Here is an 18092-nt window from a genome sequence, read left to right as displayed (position 1 = left end):
ATATGGCGGGTTGTCGGGCGTGTTGCCACATATTCCGAGCGTAAAGAACTGCTCCGGGAATACCCTGAGTCGGAAAACAAGGACATTCGTCAGGTACTGCGATATACGGCGACTTATCTTGATGGCCGTATTTCGGAGCTTCCGGTAAGTGATGAAACTGTTGCCTGACCAACGGCTTCCCCGCACCGCGGGGGAACTGCTGAACAGAGCAGGTATTAATACGATTTATGTGGGGAAAACTGGTTATGCCGCCGCACAAAACTATATGATTCTGCAAGTTGGTATGAATAGCTGATTTTTTTCGTTAAAAATCCTTGTGCAAAAATATGTTCTATGTTATTATAATTTAATTTTAAGCTGAACATAGGGCTTCCCCATTTTCAACGATCATTTCTATAAAATTTGTTTCTGTGACAACAGAGCCTGCCTGTATGAAAGATAATATAAATGTTTGAAGTGATTGTCCTGATTTTTTCGTTAAAAATCCTTGTATAAAAATATATTCTATGTTATTTGATCTGATTTCTGACCGTGGTGTATGAATTCCTATCTTTTCTTTAATAGGCGTTCTGTTAAACTTGTTTCTGTGAAAACAAAGCCTGTTTGCATGAAAAAAAGGAAGCAGGAACCATCTGTATCGGACGCTGATTTCTGCTTTTAAAAAAGTTACTATAATTTAAATTAGGTTATAAATGAAAGGAGAAAGAACAAATGGGAGAAAGTCGCAAGGGCATAGCAATAACATTGGTGATATTGCTTGGAATCTTCCTGCAGGTGCTGCTTGCTTTTGGTGATGAGCAAGACAGTCCGAACAAGGCAGTTGTTGAATTTGCAGAAGCTTATTTCTGGGTTGACGGTGAAACAATGAATGATCGGCTCTGTGATGCGTCAAAAATTGTTGATGATGTTGACATGACAGACAGATATGTTTACCTTGCTGAAAAGAAGGCAAAACTTCTGGGATATGGCCTGTTTTACACAAAAGAAAAACTTTACCATGTGGAAACCTATACCATCAGCAAAGACCATGAAAAAGCTCAGATCAGGCTCGTTGCTGAAAGAAAACCGCCGTTGCAGTCATTTTTCACACGCAGACCTGCCAAAAAGGTTGATGAAACCATTAATGTTATAAAAGAAGGTAACAAATGGAGAGTGTGCGGAAGTCCTTTCTCTTTGCATGAAGGATAATGCCTGTTATATTTCTGAAAGCCACATCAATCAGATAAGACTAAGCTTGAAAAAAAAACAAAAACAGACGGACGAACAAACTTATATCTCTATCCGTAAACGAGCCTGTCAGATCGTTTTTCGCTTTCCGCCCCCTGATTTTTATAAGGATTTTTCCTGGGCAATCCGTTTGTCCAGGAAATCCTTTGAAACGGATCCTGTCATTGTACAACTACGCTCATTTGCCGCTGAACATTTGGAGAATGATTTCGGTCACGGCCTGAAACACGCTGTCAAAGTCACATTGGACGCCGGCGCGCTGACGCTTATTGAGGGCAGGCTTGCCGCATGGTCAGAAGAATTTATACAGCGGAGACTGTGTATTGCCCAATGTGCAGGTCTTCTTCATGATATAAAGCGTAAAGAAAAAGATCACGCCATAAAAGGTGCCAGATACGCCAGGAAAATACTGAAAAACTATCCCTTCTCAGCAGACGAGGTGGAAGATATCAGTCAGGCGATACGGAACCATGAAGCCTTTAAAAAAACTTTGGAAATCAGTACCCCTGAGGGGCTTCTGATTTCCGACTGCCTCTATGACGCGGATAAATTTCGATGGGGGCCTGACAATTTTACGGATACTGTATGGGATATGGTATCATTCTTCAAAACCCCCCTGCCGAAATTCATGGATATTTATCCGGGAGGAATGGATAAGCTTGTGAATATCAAAAGCACATTCCGAACCCGCACCGGTAAGAAATACGGTCCTCAGTTTATTGATATCGGCCTTGCCATCGGCGAAGAACTGTATGAGGTCATAAAGACCGAATTTGCCCATTTTTTATGATCCTGCCTGACCTATTTTTGTACATAATAATAAAGGTTCTGCTATTTAGCTATGCAAGGGGAGTTTTGCGGTCCCCCTGCCCGCCACAATTACCATACCCTGAAAAATAATAGGAAATAACAGAGATGTCTGAAATTTTAGCTATTTACGGGAGCCCGAGACGTAAGGGCAACACTACCGCTTTATTAAAAAACGCTGTAAAAGGTGCTCAGGACGCAGGTGCCCGGGTGGAAGAAATCGTTCTCCGAGATTTGAAAATGTCTCCGTGTCTTGAAATTTACGGATGTAAAAAAACAGGAGAATGTGCAATCAGGGATGATTTTGACAAAATCCGTGATAAGATGTTGGCGTGCGACGGGATGATGGTTGCATCGCCCATTTTCTTTTATGCAGTCAGTGCCCACACGAAAATTCTTATGGAACGGTGTCAATCTCTGTGGGTTAAAAAATACTGGATTGACAAAACACCCTTTGGCATAAAGGAACACAAACACAAAGGGCTGTTTATTTCCGTAGGCGCGACAAAAGGGAAAAAACTTTTTGACGGGGCACTGCTGAGTATGAAATATTTTTTTGATGTTCTGGATATGGAACTTTGGAAATCTCTTTTATACCGAGGACTTGATTTTGAAGGAGATGTCTTGAAACATCCGGAATATCTTGAAGAAGCGTATGAAACAGGAAAAGTTTTTGTCTGTGCATTGGATGGATAAAGTCAAAGTGTCAGGTGTTAAGATGTTAAAATCTTAGGTTGTCAACTATTAGGTATAAGAACAGATATTCGTCTTAACACCTAACACTTAACACCTAACACCTAACACTTTTATATAAAAGCTGTGGGAAAGATTCCCATTTTTTAAAAAAGAAAAAAGAATGAGGTATGTAATGGAAAAAGGAAAAGTAAAGGAATTAGAAGCCAGGCTTAGGGAGATGTTCGAACTGAATGAACAATCTCGGACTAAGCAAGATAAACGACAAGCCAAACCGAATGCAAATTTCGTCATTCGCCGCAGAAAAGGGGAACAGGATAAAAGGATCGCCCTTACAAATTGCGCTTCCTGAATTATTAATTCAGTTAAGAAGACATCTCGCAAAAAATAAATCGTTTTCCTAAAATCACGTTTCCAATCTGTAAGTGAGATTCTCGGCAGATATGGAAGGATGCCGACAAATAATTGTGCGCCTGCATTTCATGGAATAAATGAACCAAAATCGGGTTCTCCGGTTCTGACATCATACAGGTGAGGTGCGTCTTAAAAACAGAAGTATCGGAAGATCAGACAGTTGCAATTTTCGTGGCAGATATGAAACAAGAACAATGATTCTCTGGTGGTGTTCTAAAACTGGACTTGTTCCGATATTTGCCAAATTGATTCAGAGGCTTAAAAAGTTTAGCTCCATCCTCCGAGCGTTCCCTGAGTCTGTAGCAGTTCCCTGAGCCTGTAACAGTTCCCTGAGCCTGTAACAGTTCCCTGAGCCTGTCGAAGGGAACTCTGTCCGATACAACAAGGAAAAACTTATGCGTTTATTTGTTACAGATCAGAAAAAATGCAAACGCGACGGTATTTGCGTTGCAGAGTGTCCCATGGGAATTATAGCGCTGAAGGACCAAAATGCGACACCTGTTCCCGCTGATGACGCAAATGAACTGTGCATCAATTGCGGTCATTGTGTGGCGGTTTGTCCTCATGGTGCATTATCGCTGAAAACCATGTCGCCGGAACAGTGTCCTCCTGTGCAAAAGGATTTGCAGTTCACTCCGGAGCAAGTTGAGTATCTTCTCCGGTCCCGCAGATCTGTCCGGGTTTACAAAAACAAAGCCGTGGATCGGAAAATAATTTCCAAACTGATAGATATGGCTCGTTTTGCGCCTTCGGGTCATAATCTTCAGCCAGTCAGATGGCTAGTCATTTGCGACAGCGCCGAGGTTCGGAAACTGGCCAGTCTGGTGGCGGACTGGATGCGCTATATGGTCAGAGAACAACCTGATATGGTAAAGGGGCTGCATATGGAACGGCTGGTCAGGAGATGGGACGCGGGCGATGATGTGATTTGTCGGGACGCGCCGCATGTCATTGTGGCCCATGCCCCAAAAGATGAGCGTACCGCACCCGCGGCCAGTACCATTGCCCTGAGTTATCTGGAACTGGCTGCGGGTTCTCTGGATCTGGGAGCCTGCTGGGCCGGATATTTCAACACGGCTGCCACGTTCTGGCCCCCTATGCAGGAAGCCCTCGGACTTCCCAAAGGTCACATCAGTTACGGAGCCATGATGGTGGGGTATCCCAAATTCAGATATCACCGCCTGCCCCTCCGAAATAAGGCGAGAATTACATGGCGTTAATGAGGCAAGGGGCAAGGGGCAAGAGGCGATGAGGCAAGGGGCAAGAGGCTATGAGGCAAGAGGCTATGAGGCAAGAGGCAAGGGGCAAGGGGGGTCTCTGGCGTTAGGAAAAACACTGAAGCTTTCACTTAATGATCAAATTCTTCTGTCATTCCTGCGAAAGCAGGAATCCGCATCTGCCGCATTCGTAAAATCTGTGGGAAACGGAAACCCGCCTGTCGCAGGAATGACCGGCTGCCCAGTCTGGCCAAGTCAAAAAGTTGATCAACTCTCTCCTCAATGCGCCCGATGAATTCCCGGGCTAATTTCAGGTTTGCCATCTGACCCGGTCATAAATCGTATCCAGGGACAGTTCGGCAGCCACAGAAGATATTTTTAACGTATCTCCGGGCGATCTGAATTCCTCCAGAATCCATCTCTTCTGTTCGTTTTTATAAAAATACTCAGCATGATAATCATACTGATCAATCAAAATATAATCCTTTAAAGACCGTATATTCCGATAAGCAGTGAATTTTGATCCCCTGTCATAATCCTTTGTGGAATTGGAAAGAACTTCAAAGATAACCACGGGATTAGTGATGACATCATCCCGCCCGCCCACGAATTCAATATCTCCGCAGACAATGCTCACATCCGGATAGGTGTAATGCATGGCCTCGTCAACTTGTATTTTCATATCGCCGGAAAAAATAAAACATGATGAATTTCGCAGCCTGCTGCCGAGAGCAATGATAATATTTGACACAATCAGGTTGTGATTAAAAGAAGCACCGGTCATGGCAAAGATTTCACCTTGAAAATATTCATTTTTATATTCGGCGGTTTTTTCCATCTCCAGATATTCCTCAGCAGAAATATTTTTTTTTTGTGGCTGAAGCATTACAAATCCTCCTTTTTCTCTGTATTGTGAAATTGTCAGATAAAATAACCCGGGGAACGGCTCAACCCCATCTTCAGCTAAATACCACCCAATCCTTATATTCATTGTAGTGAGACACTACGCATTCTATAGCCTTTAACATAATCACCAGATCGAAAAGTTTCCGGACCGAGCGCGGGACAGCAAAGAAACCCGGCTTTTTTCTCGGACGAAGTGCCTCCCCGGTCGGAAAAAGCCGGGTTTCTCCCCATATGCATCAGGCTAAGATCGTAACTCATTGTTTTTATTAACCCGTGATCTGCCGGACGGGGTTTGCAACCCCGTCCGAAATATTTTCCGACCCCCGAAAACAAACGTTTCGGACGGGGTTGCAAACCCCGTCCGGCAGTCTTAGCCTGATGCATATGGGGTTTCTCCCCCGTCCGTTGTGTTCGCTCCGCGACAGCCCGAAAACTTTTCGATCTGCTGATATTAGCATTTGCTCCGAGTGCTGTCAACAAACCAGAAGTGCCTCCAGATCGGAATGAGTTCTCCTCGGAGATCACCTTAAAATAAAACTCAGTCCACCCGTCAGTGGACTGAGTTCCATAAAATCCTTGCAAAGCAATCTTCCCTCCTTTATTTTTTCCTGCATGAACCAGCAAAAATATACAAAACAAATCCATCGGCTAATGAGGGTCATTCTGGAAGTCAAAACCCAACCCGCCGCACTTAAAAGATAATCGTCTCTATAAGAAGGCTAATACGCTGAAAGGTATCGCATGACACAGAAATATTATGCACACAGTCTGGAGGGAAAGCCATTTTCAGAATGGCAGCCACTTGATGAACATCTTAGAAATGTCGCAGAAATGGCCCAATCATTTGCCAAAGATTTTGGAGCTGATGAATGGGCTTATTTGGCAGGGCTTTTGCATGATGTCGGGAAATATTCCGCGGCATTTCAGAAAAGACTCGGTGTTGATATGGACAGTAACGCCCATATTGAAAAAGTTGCCGGGCGGCCTGACCATTCCACTGCCGGAGCAAAACTTGCTACAACATTTTTGAAAGATAAAGGGAAAGGGAAAATTCTGGCTTATGCCATTGCCGGACATCATGCCGGACTTCCGAACGGAAAATCAAATGATCGCTCATGCCTTATTGAAAGACTGAACAAAGACGTTCATGATTATTCAGCCTGCCCTCAGAGCATCCTGAATATCAGAGAGCCCGATGTGTTGCCCTTTAATCCTGACCCCAAACGTATGGGGTTTCAGTGTTCCTTTTTTATACGGATGATTTATTCTTGTCTTGTTGATGCGGATTTTCTGGACACAGAGAAATTTATGGATAAGGAAAAAGCATCATGGCGTAAAGGTTATCCTCCTTTGACATCGTTAAATGAGAAGCTGACATCTCATATCAGGGAGCTGTCAGCAAAAGCACGCCCCGGGCAGATCAACAAACACCGGGCCGATATTTTGCAACACTGTCTCAAAGCTGCGGAAAACCCGCGGGGATTATTTTCCCTGACTGTTCCCACAGGCGGCGGAAAAACCCTGTCATCACTTGCTTTTGCACTGAAACATGCCCTGAAATACAAACTGTCAAGAATTATTTATGTCATCCCCTATACCAGCATCATTGAACAAAATGCAGCGGTTTTTCGGAAAATTTTGGGAAAAGATGCTGTGTTGGAACATCACAGCAATTTTGAACCCAAACAGGAAGACCGGCGGTCCCGCCTGGCATCCGAGAATTGGGACGCACCGCTGATCATTACAACAAATGTTCAGTTTTTTGAATCCTTATTCGGAAGGAAATCATCCAGATGCAGAAAAATCCATAATATTGCCAACAGCGTTGTTATTCTGGATGAGGCGCAGATGCTGCCCGTGCGTCTGCTGAAACCCTGTATTGAAGTTTTGAAGGAACTCTCATCTGTTTACGGGACAAGCATCGTCCTGTGTACCGCCACACAACCTGCTTTATCTGAAAGAGAAGATTTCAGAGATGGTCTGAAAGATGTTGATGAAATTATCCCCGAACCCCGAGTGCTTTATAAAGCTTTCAAACGAGTCCGCACGGAGAAATTAGGTGAACTGTCTGATGATAATTTGGCCGATATGCTGCGCAAAGAGGATAAAGTTCTGTGTGTTGTAAATACCCGCAAACATGCGCGTCTGGTTTTTGAAAAAATCAAAGAGCAGGAAGGCTCCTTTCATCTGAGTGCGCTGATGTGTCCGGCCCACCGGACAGAAAAGTTTAAGCAGATAAGAGAGGCGCTTTATAAAAATCGGCAGTGCCGGGTCATAAGTACGCAGTTAATAGAAGCCGGAGTGGATATTGATTTTCCTGTTGTATTTCGTTCTGCCGCGGGCCTTGATTCCATTGCCCAGGCAGCCGGACGTTGTAACAGGGAAGGCGATTTGTCTGAACCGGGACAGGTTTATATTTTTTCGCCTGAAGCGGGTCTGCCTCCGGGACATTTCCGTCAGAACGCTCAGACTGCTGAAATGGTCATGCACCATCATGATGATCCGTTATCGCTTGCAGCAGTTGATGAATATTTTAGGACGTTATATTGGGCAAAAGGAGAAAAGCTGGATGAATATCAGATTCTGAATGACCTTGATGAAGGCAAATTCAAAGGGGATTTTCCTTTCAGAACAGCAGCCAAAAAGTTTAAGATCATAAAGGATAATATGAAATCCCTTATTATTCCCTGGAATGAAGACGCAGAAAAACTCATTCGGAGCCTGCGCCATTCCAAGTATCCTGCCCCGTTTGCCCGTAAGCTTCAGCGATTTACCATACAGATATTCCCGGAGGTTCTGAATAGTCTGACAGCAGGTGTTGAATGTCTGCATGATCAGTATCACGTCCTGACCAACAGGGATTTGTATCGGGATGATCTCGGACTTTGCCCTGAAAATCCGACTTTCCACGAATTTGAGAGTTTGTTTGCATAGACACAAAGCCCTGAAACAGATTTCAGGGCTGTTTTTTTGAATTTGCTATTGACAAGTTCAGTGTAGTTATATATTAAAATACCTTAATAGGTCGCTCCGAACAGAGCGAGGATTGAAACAGTGTTGTTATTTATTAGCAAATAAGAGAAGAAACAGCCGCCCCTTACGGGGCGTGGATCAAAAAAATATGCTGATTATAACGGATTCGGGGGAGGCCCGCGAATATGACATCGGATTTAAGGATTTACCGGATATTCCGGGCCGGGACATCCGTCTCATCCTCCTGTCCGCTGTCATATTGCCCGATACCGCGGAAAAAACCCCGGGCCTCCCCAAAATCCGTTACAATCAGAAAATATGGAAAGGAGGTCACTGTGAAATGTCCTATGGCATAAAATTAAAGGTGTGGGGAAGGTACGCATGTTTTTCAAGGCCGGAAATGAAGGTGGAACGCGTGAGCTATGATGTCATCACTCCCTCAGCCGCCAGAGGTATTCTGGAATCAGTATATTGGAAACCGTCCATCACCTGGGTGATAGATCGCATTCATGTACTCAGACCAATTCGGTTTGATAATATCCGCCGCAACGAGCTTTCTGCAAAGCTGCCTTTAACTGCAATTAGAAAAGCAATAAAGGACGCTTATTCTCCGGTTGAAATTTTTATCGAAGATGCTCGTCAGCAGCGAGCCGCTATGGTACTGCGTGATGTTGCTTATGTCATTGAAGCCCATTTTGAAATTAAGCAGGGTAATGAAGACAATTCATCTGCCAAGCACAAAGACATGTTTGAGCGGCGCGCGCGTAAAGGTCAATGTTTCCATCAGCCTTATCTCGGATGTCGTGAGTTTCCGGCGCATTTCGAATTGATTGAAGGTGACATTCCCCGGTCAGAACTCGAAGATGAGAAAGACCTGGGATGGATGCTTCATGACATTGATTTTGCCAATAATATGGAAGCGAAATTTTTTCGGGCAATTATGCGTGACGGAATTATTGAGGTGCCTCTGTTCAACGGAGAGGAGGTGCGGGGATGATTCTTCATTCGCTTAACAATTATTACAACAGGTTAAAAGACGATTCGGAAACTGACATTCCGCTTTTCGGATTCGGGAGTCAGAAATTTTATTTTGCCCTGCTGCTGAATCGTAAAGGTGAACTGCTTCAGCCGCTTGACCTGAGAGATGAGTCAAAAAAGAAACCGATTCCCAGGACGCTCATCGTTCCCCAGGAAATGGAAGAAAGATCAGGAAGCAAAATTGCCCCGCATTTTATGTGGGATAACACCATGTATGTTCTGGGGAATGATAACAAGGGAAAACCCAAACGCTCGTCAGAGGCTTTTGAGGCATTTAAAAAATTTCATCATGACCTTTGTGACGGTATGGATGACCAGGGGATGAAAGCAGTTTTAAATTTCCTCGATTCTTGGGATCCCGAACATGCCCCTAATCTGAAGCATTGGGATGAAATGAGCGGGATGAATATTGTGTTTCAGCTTGACGGAGATTTGCAGTATGTACACGAAAGGCCGGAAGTCAGGGAGACTTGGCTCAGGTGTCTTGAGGAAAAAGGTTCAGGTGTTATTGCAAACTGTCTGGTAAACGGCAAAAAAACATCTGTTGCCCGTCTGCATCCCGCGATCAAAGGCGTAAGAGGCGCACAGCAAAAAGGAGCAGCCATTGTGTCATTTAATTTGGATGCTTTTTTGTCCTATGGCAAAACCCAGAGTTTTAATGCGCCGGTCAGCGAAGAGGCTGTTTTTGCCTACACCGCGGCACTGAATTATCTGCTCCGCCCCGAGAGCCGGCAGAAAGTGCAGATTGGCGATGCAAGTACAATTTTCTGGACTGAAAGGGCATCGCCCGTTGAAGGATTTATGGGAGTTATTTTGGAGCCAAAAGATGACAGCGGAGACATGAAAGATGTTCGTGAGTTTCTGGAAGCGGCTCGTGATGGTAAAAAACCTCATGGCATTGACCCTGATATAGAATTTTATATTTTGGGTCTTTCTCCCAATGCCTCCCGCCTTTCCGTGCGTTTCTGGCATGTCAGCACGGTCGGAGATATCCGTTCAAAAATCGGTCAGCATTTCCGAGATTTGTCCATCATCAAAAATTATGACAATGATCCGGATTATCCGGGAATGTGGCAGCTTTTAAGGGAAACGGCAACGCTTCGCAAGTCCGAGAATATTTCTCCGCTGCTTGCCGGTGCCATGATGCGCTCGATTCTGACGGGCGAAGCATATCCCCGGGGGCTGCTTACGGCCATCATCACACGAATCCGGGCAGATCAGACCGTCAGTTATCTTCGTGCGGCAATGATCAAGGCGTTTCTGGTACGAAAATTTCGAATAAATAAACCGTCAGATATGGAGGTAGATATGTCATTGAATGAAGAAACAACCAATGTTGCGTATCGCCTGGGAAGACTCTTTGCTGTCCTTGAAAAAGCCCAGGTGGATGCACACAAACCTGCCAAAATCAATGCAACGATAAAGGATCGTTATTACGGTTCAGCTTCAGCCACTCCCCGGTCTGTTTTTCCTCAGTTGCTCAGACTGACTCAGAATCATCTTAAAAAAATAAAGTCGAATAATAAGGGGCGGGATTGGGGAACAGACAAAAAAATCGAGAATATCATGCAGGGGATTAAAGAGTTTCCCCCGCACTTGAATCTGGACGAACAAGGTTTTTTTGCTCTTGGATATTACCATCAGAAACCCGTACTTTATCTCAAGTCAGAGAAAAACAAGGAGGATTAAATTATGAACACCCCTATCCAGAATCGCTATGAATTTGTTTATTTTTTTGACATCGAAAATGGCAACCCTAACGGCGATCCCGATGCGGGCAATATGCCCCGCATAGACCCGGAAACGAGTCACGGACTGGTCTCAGATGTTTGTCTCAAGAGGAAAATTCGTAATTTTGTTGAAATTTCAAAAGGAATCCAGTCTCCTTATGAAATTTACATTCGGGAGAAAGCGATCCTCAATCTGACTCACGAACGCGCGCATCAGGCTGTCGGAACAGAAGATAAGGGAGACGGAAAAAAGCGTAAGAATTTGGGAGCGGATGTGGAAAAAGCCCGTGCCTGGATGTGCGCCAATTTTTTTGACGTGCGTACTTTTGGGGCGGTCATGTCAACAGGAGGGAAGCTGAATTGCGGCCAGGTACGCGGACCGGTCCAGATCAATTTTGCCCGCAGTATTGATTCTATTGTGCCGTTGGAGGTGAGCATCACCCGCATGGCTGTGGCAACGGAAAAAGAGGCGGAACATCAAAGCGGCGACAACCGGACAATGGGCCGTAAGCATATTGTCCCTTATGCGCTCTACCGGGCTGAGGGATACATCTCCGCACATCTGGCCGCCCAGACCGGGTTTTCCGAGGATGATCTGAATTTGCTTTGGGAATCGCTGGAAAATATGTTTGAACATGATCATTCCGCGGCACGGGGAAAAATGTGTGCGCGGAGGCTTATTGTTTTTAAACATGACTCCATGCTTGGCAATGCGCCTGCACACAAGCTGTTTGATCTTGTCAAAGCAGAGCCAAAGGATGATTCCAAACCTGCCCGTGCCATATCGGACTATGATATTTTTGTAAATCAGGACGGCCTCCCAGCCGGGGTAACGCTTGAGGAAAAAATCTGATTATAAACGGATTTAAGGGAGGCTGGTAAAGCCCCGTGGGGGCGGCATGTTTGTAGCGGCGGCTGCATTCGTCATGCAGCCCGGCAAGGCCCCGTAAAGCCCCGTGGGGGCGGCATGTTTGTAGCGGCGGCTGCTACCGGCAAAAGTACAGGGAAAAGGGGATAAGAAAGGGAAGGAAAGGCGTATTTTCCTTTTCTTATCCTCTTTCCCTGTACTTTGGGATACAGGAAATTCCTTTGATCTGTATCTTACCAGGCGGAGCCATGTCATAAAAAAGGAGCAATCAAATTTTTCGTATCTCGTAAAAACAAGGAGAGACAGATCCTTATGAAAAAAAAATATTACGCACATACTCCGAATGAAAAGACAAACGCCGAACATGAGCTTGAAGATCACCTGAAAAGCGTTGCGGAAAAAGCAAAAGCGTTTGCAAAAGAGTTTGATGCAGGCGACGTGGCTTTATGGATCGGCTTATGGCACGATCTTGGTAAGTTTAATTGCAAATTTCAGGATTATCTGATGGCTTCCGGCAAAGGAAGACATCCGCCTAAAATCCCCCATGCCATTTGGGGAGCGGCACTTGCTTATCAGCTTATTCTCAAAGGATGTGGAGGAAAGGGGTGGGAAGAAATTGCGTTGCCCATTGCCGGACATCATACCGGTCTGCATAGTTCCGGCAGTCTTTCTCAGAAAATTCAGGAAAAAATATCACAATCCTTTGATCTTTTTAAGGAAATCTTTGTAAAAGCCCAGTCACTGCCGCCTCCTCCTAAAATAACACTGTCATCTGACCTTTCTCTGCTTCACCGTGAATTTTATATTCGAATGCTGTTTTCATCGCTTGTGGATGCGGATTATCTGGATACTGAAAAACACTTCAAACCTGAACTTGCTTCAGCAAGGAATCAATTCCCCCCGATAAAAGATTTGCTTCAGCGGTTTGATGAAGATCAGCAAAAGCTTCTGAAAAAAGCGGAAGATAAAGAAGAAGGTACGAAAATTTTAAATCAGATACGAAAAGAGGTATATGATTTCTGCGTAAAAGCGGCTTCCAAGCCTCCTGGAATATATCGCCTTACCGTTCCCACGGGCGGGGGGAAAACACGAAGCGGGCTGGCCTTTGCTCTGGAACACGCAATAAAAAACGATATGCGACGCGTGATTTTTGCGATCCCCTATACAAGCATCATTGATCAGACTGCTCAGGAGTATCGCAAAATTTTTGGGGCCGGAGCAGTTCTTGAACATCATAGCCAGGTATCACTCAGGGAAGATTCTGAAGACTGCACACCTGAACAAAATGCGTTGCGCCTTGCCATGGAAAACTGGGCGGCACCTGTAATTATAACAACGACAGTACAACTTTTTGAAAGCCTCTTTGCCAACAAACCGACCCGGGTACGCAAACTGCATAATCTGACAAAAAGCATCATAGTTATTGATGAAGTTCAGACGCTTCCACCGGAATTGCTCACTCCGATACTTGACGTTCTCAAAATTCTGGCGGAACAATACAGCGCAACGGTTGTTCTCTGTACTGCCACGCAGCCAGTTTTTGAAGACAGTCATTATCTGAAACCTTTTCAGAATGTTCAGGTTCGGGAAATTGTCCCAAAAGAGAAGATTTCCGAACATTTTGAAAAGCTGAGTAAGCGGGTCAGTTATGAACGCCGGAAAGAAGCGGTTTCATGGGAAGTGCTTGCGGAAGAAATCCGAAATTTGTCTCAGGTGATGGTGATTCTCAATACCCGTAAAAATGCTTTGTCACTTATTGACCAGCTTGAGGATAAGGAAAATGTGTTTCATCTTTCAACGCTTCTTTGCGGCGCACACAGAAAACTTATCCTGAGAAAAGTGAGGAAAAGACTCAAAAAAGGATTGCCAGTCACCCTTATCAGCACACAGGTTGTCGAGGCCGGTGTTGACATAGATTTTCCGTTTGTTTACCGGGCAATGGGGCCGCTGGATCGTATTGTGCAGGCAGCAGGGCGATGCAACAGAGAATGGCATCTCCGTGACGGGCAATTGGGTCGGGTCGTCATCTTTGAACCGGAGGAGGGGCGCGCTCCAAAAGGCCCTTACAAAACAGGGGTTGAAAAGGCGAAACTTCTTTTTGCAGATCATGGCTGTTCTGAGTTGCATCAGCCTGAGTTCTACAAATTGTATTTTGAAAAGCTTTTTACAGATGTTGATACGGATAAAAAGAAAATTCAGGAATTGCGGGAGCATTTGGACTATCCGGAAGTGGCGAAAAAGTTTCGTCTGATTGATGAAGATACCTACCCGGTGCTGATTAACTGTGATTCTGCATCAAGGCGCTTGAAAAAGTGGAAAGCCCGTCCGAGCCGGAAAACATGGCAGCGATTACAGCCATTGGTCGTAAATATTTTTGAATATGATCTGAAACAGCTTGGCGGCTGGATCGAAAAGGTATCTGAGGGGCTGTATCTTTCCTATGGAAAATATGATGAGCGCAAGGGTCTGATTCATGACATAAATGATCCGAGCGATTTGATGTGTTAGGAGGAAGAATGAGCAAAGCAGTGTTTGATGTTAAAATTGGCGGCGATTTCGCATGCTTCACAAATCCCGCTCTGAAAGTGGAACGGTGCAGCTATCCGATGATTACGCCAGGAGCTGCCAGGGGAGTGCTGGAATCAATATTCTGGAAGCCCGAAATCCGCTTTGAGATAAGGCAAATCAAGGTTCTGAAACCGATTAAGCAAATCAGCATCATGCGGAACGAAATCAAAGACCGTCAGACCAAGGAGCCTATCGTAATTGAAAAAGGAAAACAACGGCAACAGCGCGGCAGTCTGATCCTGAAAGATGTGGAATATGTAATCAGGACTGAAATCATTCAGAAAGCAGGAAGACACTCCTTGGAGGCGTATAAAGATCAATTTCAAAGAAAGCTCGAAAAAGGGCAGTATCATCATACACCGTATCTCGGCACGAGAGAATTTGCAGCATGGTTTGAACCGGCGGACGGAAGCGAGGAAGCGGAAGAACCTGTTACGCTGGCAATCGGAAGAATGCTCTTTGACATTGCCTATTGTGAAAGCGCTGAACGTGCTGAAATCAGGTTTCACCGTCGTGATTCCAAAAAGGAGAAGACTTATACTGTCAAAGGTTATGCCCACGCGTTATATTTTGATGCCATTTTGAAGAATAATGTCCTTGAAGTTCCCCGCGAAAAATACAATGAACTGTATGAATTGGAGGGAAATCATGTTTAATGAACTGATGGAACTTGGTCAGCGTCTTGAAAATGAAGGAAAACTCTTGCCATTCGGATTTTACGAGTACACAAAGGCGATTAAGTGGGTTGTCCATATATGGAGCGAACCGTCATTGAAATGTCATATTGAGGAATCTGAGATACAGAAACCCCGTCCAAGGCGCGGACGAACAGGAACAAATACTAGTGCTCATCCCTTTGCTGACGAGGCTGCTTATGCTTTGGGAGTACAAAATAAAAAAGGTGGAGGGATTGATGAGGATGCAGGGAAGAAGCATGATTCTTTTCAGTCTTTATTAAATAAAATATCTCAGGACAATGAGATAAAGAAACCTGCATTGAAAAATGCGATTTCGCTCATTCAGGAAATACTATCTAAAGGGCTGCTGAAGAACGATTCCCGCTACAAGGAGATTTACCATAAGGATTGGGTTTCCTTTGTAATGGAAGATGGTCCTTTGATTGGAAAGCATCTTTTTGAACATCTTGAAGTCAAAAGATTTTGGAGCAAGGAGCTAGGTAGGGATAAAGAGCAGAAGACTAAAAATGGAAAATCTGTCAAGGGATTCTGTTCAATATGTGGTCAAAAAAAGTCTTTGGCTAAAAATGTTCCTTACACAAAGTTCTTCAGTTCATCAAGTCCCTTGCATTCTTGCAATAAAAATGCCTTTGTCTCTTTTATGGAAGGAGGAAATGTTAAAAACAATGCACATCTTGGGCAGTGCTATGCTTGCGGAAATACCATTGCAAGCACATTGAGTTACCTTAGCAGTAATTCATTGCATCACAAAACTCTCATTCAGGACAAAAAAGACGGCAAGCTGAACACGGATTCTTTCAGAAATCAGTTTGCGATTTTCTGGTTTAAAGAAAGTGGGCCTATAGAAGCAGAACAGGAAGGGGAAAAAACTGAACTTGACCCGAGTGTACAATTGCAAAATTTAGCGATGATAATGGAAGATGGTGTCTTTTCAGCAAAGGATGAATCGCCCCCTCCTGATTTAAAGCATCTTGAAAATCTGCTCAAGGTACCGTGGAAAGCAGAAAAAAGTGCGTTGCGAATATCGGAGAATGAGTTTTATCTGATCGTTCTTTCACCCAACAAGGGCAGGATAACGGTTCGGGAGTGGTTTCATGTTCCCCTGGATCACCTGAAAGACCATCTCAAGAAATTTCTTGATTCGCAGCGAATTATCACTCCTTCCGGTGATAAGCTCAGGTGTTTTTCAATCCCCGACATATTGAAAGCCGTGGAAGCATCAAATCTTGACAAGCCGCTATATAAAACAGCGGCGCATCCCAATCCGAATTTGAGCCGGGGACTCCTGCGAACAGCTTATCTTGGTGATTTTCCGCCAAGAGGTCTGCTTGAACTCGCTGTGCTTTGTTTTCGTAATCCCAAAATTTTTGGTAAGCCCAATACCATGAACATCGTGGCAGCAGTCTTAAAGATGTTGTTAACTTATAACAAGGAGACATATATGGAAATGGAAAAACTGAATCCTGAGCGAGATATTCTTGCCTATCAATGCGGCAGACTTCTCGCTATTTTGGAAGAGGCGCAATTAAGAGCTTTAAGATGGCGTATCAATACAACGCTGGTTGATCGCTTTTACGGGGCAGCATCTTCCTCGCCTACATCGGTTTTTGGTACATTGCTCACCAGAGCAACAACCGACCACTTTCCGAAAATACGAAAGAATCAGCTGGGACATAAAAAGCTTTCGGAACGTTTTACAGAGGTGCAGAAAAGAATTGACGAGATTGGGGGCTTCCCCAAAGTTCTGAGTTTAGAGGGACAGGCTGAATTTTCTCTGGGGTTTTATCACCAAAAGGCGGATTTTGAAGCGGAGAAACTCGAAAAAAAACTAAAGAGAGAAAAAGAAAAAAAGGAGGAAGGAAATGGGTAAGCACACAGATCCGAAGAAACGACACGACTTTGTATTTTTGTTTGATGTTGAAAACGGGAATCCCAACGGAGACCCGGATGCAGGAAATTTGCCGAGAATTGATCCCGAAACCATGCATGGTTTGGTAACAGATGTGGCAATCAAACGCAAGGTCAGGGATTATCTCCAGATGACAGAAGATTTACCGATTTTTATTCAGAGCGAAACTGCGTTGAATCGTCTGATAGATGATGCCGCAAGGGACATCGGTGTTGAATATCCTCAAACCACACTGAAAGAAGATGAACTCATTGAATGGTTTCAGGAGAATCAGGCAGAAGGTTTTGAACTGGATGGAAATATTTTGTCTTATGTCGGCTCACCTCTTACGGCCAATGGAGTAAAAAAGTTGTTTCAAAATGTGGAGGATAAAAATTTAAACAAGAAGCTTCAAGACGTGGTCAAACCGTTAGGCAAGAAAAAGACCTTGAAGGAGGAAGATCGGCGGAATACTCAGAAGAGACTTATTGAAAAATATTATGACATCAGGATGTTCGGAGCTGTTCTTTCCACGGGGATTAACGCTGGTCAGGTGCGGGGACCTGTGCAGTTTACTTTTGCCAAATCCGTTCATCCGATCCATCGTCTTGATATCTCCATCACTCGCAAAGCCGTGACAAAGGAGGAAGACAAAAAAAGTAAGGAAAACACGATGGCGAGAAAGCCCGTAGTGCCTTACGGACTTTATCGCGCACATGGTTTTTACAATCCTTATCTTGCGGACAATGCCGATGTTTCTGAAAAAGATTTGGAATTTCTATGGAATGCCTTGCTGAATATGTTTGAGTTCGACCGAGCAGCGGCCCGGGGGCAAATGACGACCCAGGGACTTTATGTGTTCAGCCATGAAAATAAACGGGGCAATTATCCGGCACACAAGCTTTTCAAGCTGATTAAACCCAAGCTCAGGAGAGAATTGGAGGAACAATCTGTACCACCCCGCTCCATCGAAGACTATGAGGAGATAGAAGTGGATCAGGGCTCTGTTCCCAAAGGTGTCTTTTTGGAGTGTTTTTAAGCTTGCCTCTATATGGCGTGAACCGA

15 protein-coding genes are annotated in these 18092 nt (G+C 44.5%); 14 read left to right on the top strand and 1 reads right to left on the bottom strand.

Features of this window, described 5'->3' with window-relative positions; all coding sequences use genetic code 11:
- Positions 1–148 precede the first annotated feature (148 nt).
- From dnm_RS30170 to dnm_RS30145, 6 genes are all read left to right on the top strand, one after another.
- Positions 149–295, top strand: coding sequence for a hypothetical protein (locus dnm_RS30170; RefSeq protein ID WP_207680568.1), 147 nt, complete (start codon positions 149–151; stop codon positions 293–295).
- A gap of 416 nt (positions 296–711) precedes the next feature.
- Positions 712–1188 carry a hypothetical protein gene (locus dnm_RS30165; RefSeq protein ID WP_207680567.1) on the top strand — a complete coding sequence of 159 codons (477 nt, stop codon included), beginning with the start codon at positions 712–714 and terminating at the stop codon, positions 1186–1188.
- Between the two features lie 46 nt (positions 1189–1234).
- Positions 1235–2017 carry an HD domain-containing protein gene (locus tag dnm_RS30160; protein WP_207680566.1) on the top strand — a complete coding sequence of 261 codons (783 nt, stop codon included), beginning with the start codon at positions 1235–1237 and terminating at the stop codon, positions 2015–2017.
- A 125-nt stretch (positions 2018–2142) separates the two neighbouring features.
- Positions 2143–2730, top strand: coding sequence for a flavodoxin family protein (locus dnm_RS30155; protein WP_207680565.1), 588 nt, complete (start codon positions 2143–2145; stop codon positions 2728–2730).
- 172 nt (positions 2731–2902) lie between these two features.
- Positions 2903–3079 carry a hypothetical protein gene (locus tag dnm_RS30150; protein WP_207680564.1) on the top strand — a complete coding sequence of 59 codons (177 nt, stop codon included), beginning with the start codon at positions 2903–2905 and terminating at the stop codon, positions 3077–3079.
- Between the two features lie 457 nt (positions 3080–3536).
- On the top strand, positions 3537–4361 hold the full coding sequence (locus dnm_RS30145; protein WP_207680563.1) for a nitroreductase family protein: 825 nt from the start codon (positions 3537–3539) through the stop codon (positions 4359–4361).
- Between the two features lie 307 nt (positions 4362–4668).
- Here the strand turns inward: dnm_RS30145 and dnm_RS30140 are convergent, their stop codons facing one another.
- The gene (locus tag dnm_RS30140) at positions 4669–5244 is read right to left on the bottom strand and encodes a Uma2 family endonuclease (RefSeq protein ID WP_207680562.1); all 576 of its coding nucleotides are present in this window, start codon (positions 5242–5244) and stop codon (positions 4669–4671) included.
- 761 nt (positions 5245–6005) lie between these two features.
- On the opposite strand from dnm_RS30140, the gene cas3 (dnm_RS30135) reads away from it, so the two are divergent.
- The 8 genes from cas3 (dnm_RS30135) (at position 6006) to cas7c (dnm_RS30100) (ending at position 18066) form a co-directional block, all read left to right on the top strand.
- Positions 6006–8198: a CRISPR-associated helicase Cas3' gene (cas3, locus tag dnm_RS30135; protein ID WP_207680561.1), complete on the top strand. Its 2193-nt coding sequence runs from the start codon at positions 6006–6008 to the stop codon at positions 8196–8198.
- Between the two features lie 187 nt (positions 8199–8385).
- A complete protein-coding gene (gene cas5c / locus dnm_RS30130; RefSeq protein ID WP_246556149.1) occupies positions 8386–9234 on the top strand; it encodes a type I-C CRISPR-associated protein Cas5c in 849 nt (282 codons plus the stop codon).
- Complete coding sequence (cas8c, locus tag dnm_RS30125; RefSeq protein WP_207680560.1) at positions 9231–10964, top strand: type I-C CRISPR-associated protein Cas8c/Csd1; 1734 nt, start codon at positions 9231–9233, stop codon at positions 10962–10964. Before cas5c (dnm_RS30130) ends, cas8c (dnm_RS30125) begins: the two co-directional genes overlap by 4 nt.
- A gap of 3 nt (positions 10965–10967) precedes the next feature.
- A complete protein-coding gene (gene cas7c, locus dnm_RS30120; protein ID WP_207680559.1) occupies positions 10968–11858 on the top strand; it encodes a type I-C CRISPR-associated protein Cas7/Csd2 in 891 nt (296 codons plus the stop codon).
- 327 nt (positions 11859–12185) lie between these two features.
- Positions 12186–14381: a CRISPR-associated helicase Cas3' gene (gene cas3 / locus dnm_RS30115; RefSeq protein ID WP_207680558.1), complete on the top strand. Its 2196-nt coding sequence runs from the start codon at positions 12186–12188 to the stop codon at positions 14379–14381.
- A gap of 8 nt (positions 14382–14389) precedes the next feature.
- A complete protein-coding gene (gene cas5c / locus dnm_RS30110) occupies positions 14390–15097 on the top strand; it encodes a type I-C CRISPR-associated protein Cas5c (RefSeq protein WP_207680557.1) in 708 nt (235 codons plus the stop codon).
- A complete protein-coding gene (cas8c, locus tag dnm_RS30105) occupies positions 15090–17009 on the top strand; it encodes a type I-C CRISPR-associated protein Cas8c/Csd1 (RefSeq protein WP_207680556.1) in 1920 nt (639 codons plus the stop codon). Before cas5c (dnm_RS30110) ends, cas8c (dnm_RS30105) begins: the two co-directional genes overlap by 8 nt.
- The gene (gene cas7c / locus dnm_RS30100; RefSeq protein WP_207680555.1) at positions 17002–18066 is read left to right on the top strand and encodes a type I-C CRISPR-associated protein Cas7/Csd2; all 1065 of its coding nucleotides are present in this window, start codon (positions 17002–17004) and stop codon (positions 18064–18066) included. The genes cas8c (dnm_RS30105) and cas7c (dnm_RS30100) overlap by 8 nt, the downstream gene beginning before the upstream one ends.
- Positions 18067–18092: the final 26 nt, after the last annotated feature.

The sequence above is a fragment of the Desulfonema magnum genome (assembly GCF_017377395.1).
In the GTDB taxonomy this organism is placed as follows: domain Bacteria; phylum Desulfobacterota; class Desulfobacteria; order Desulfobacterales; family 4be13; genus Desulfonema_C; species Desulfonema_C magnum.
The sequence above is the reverse complement of the archived record's forward strand: the minus strand, read 5'-3'. Positions and strand labels throughout refer to the sequence as shown.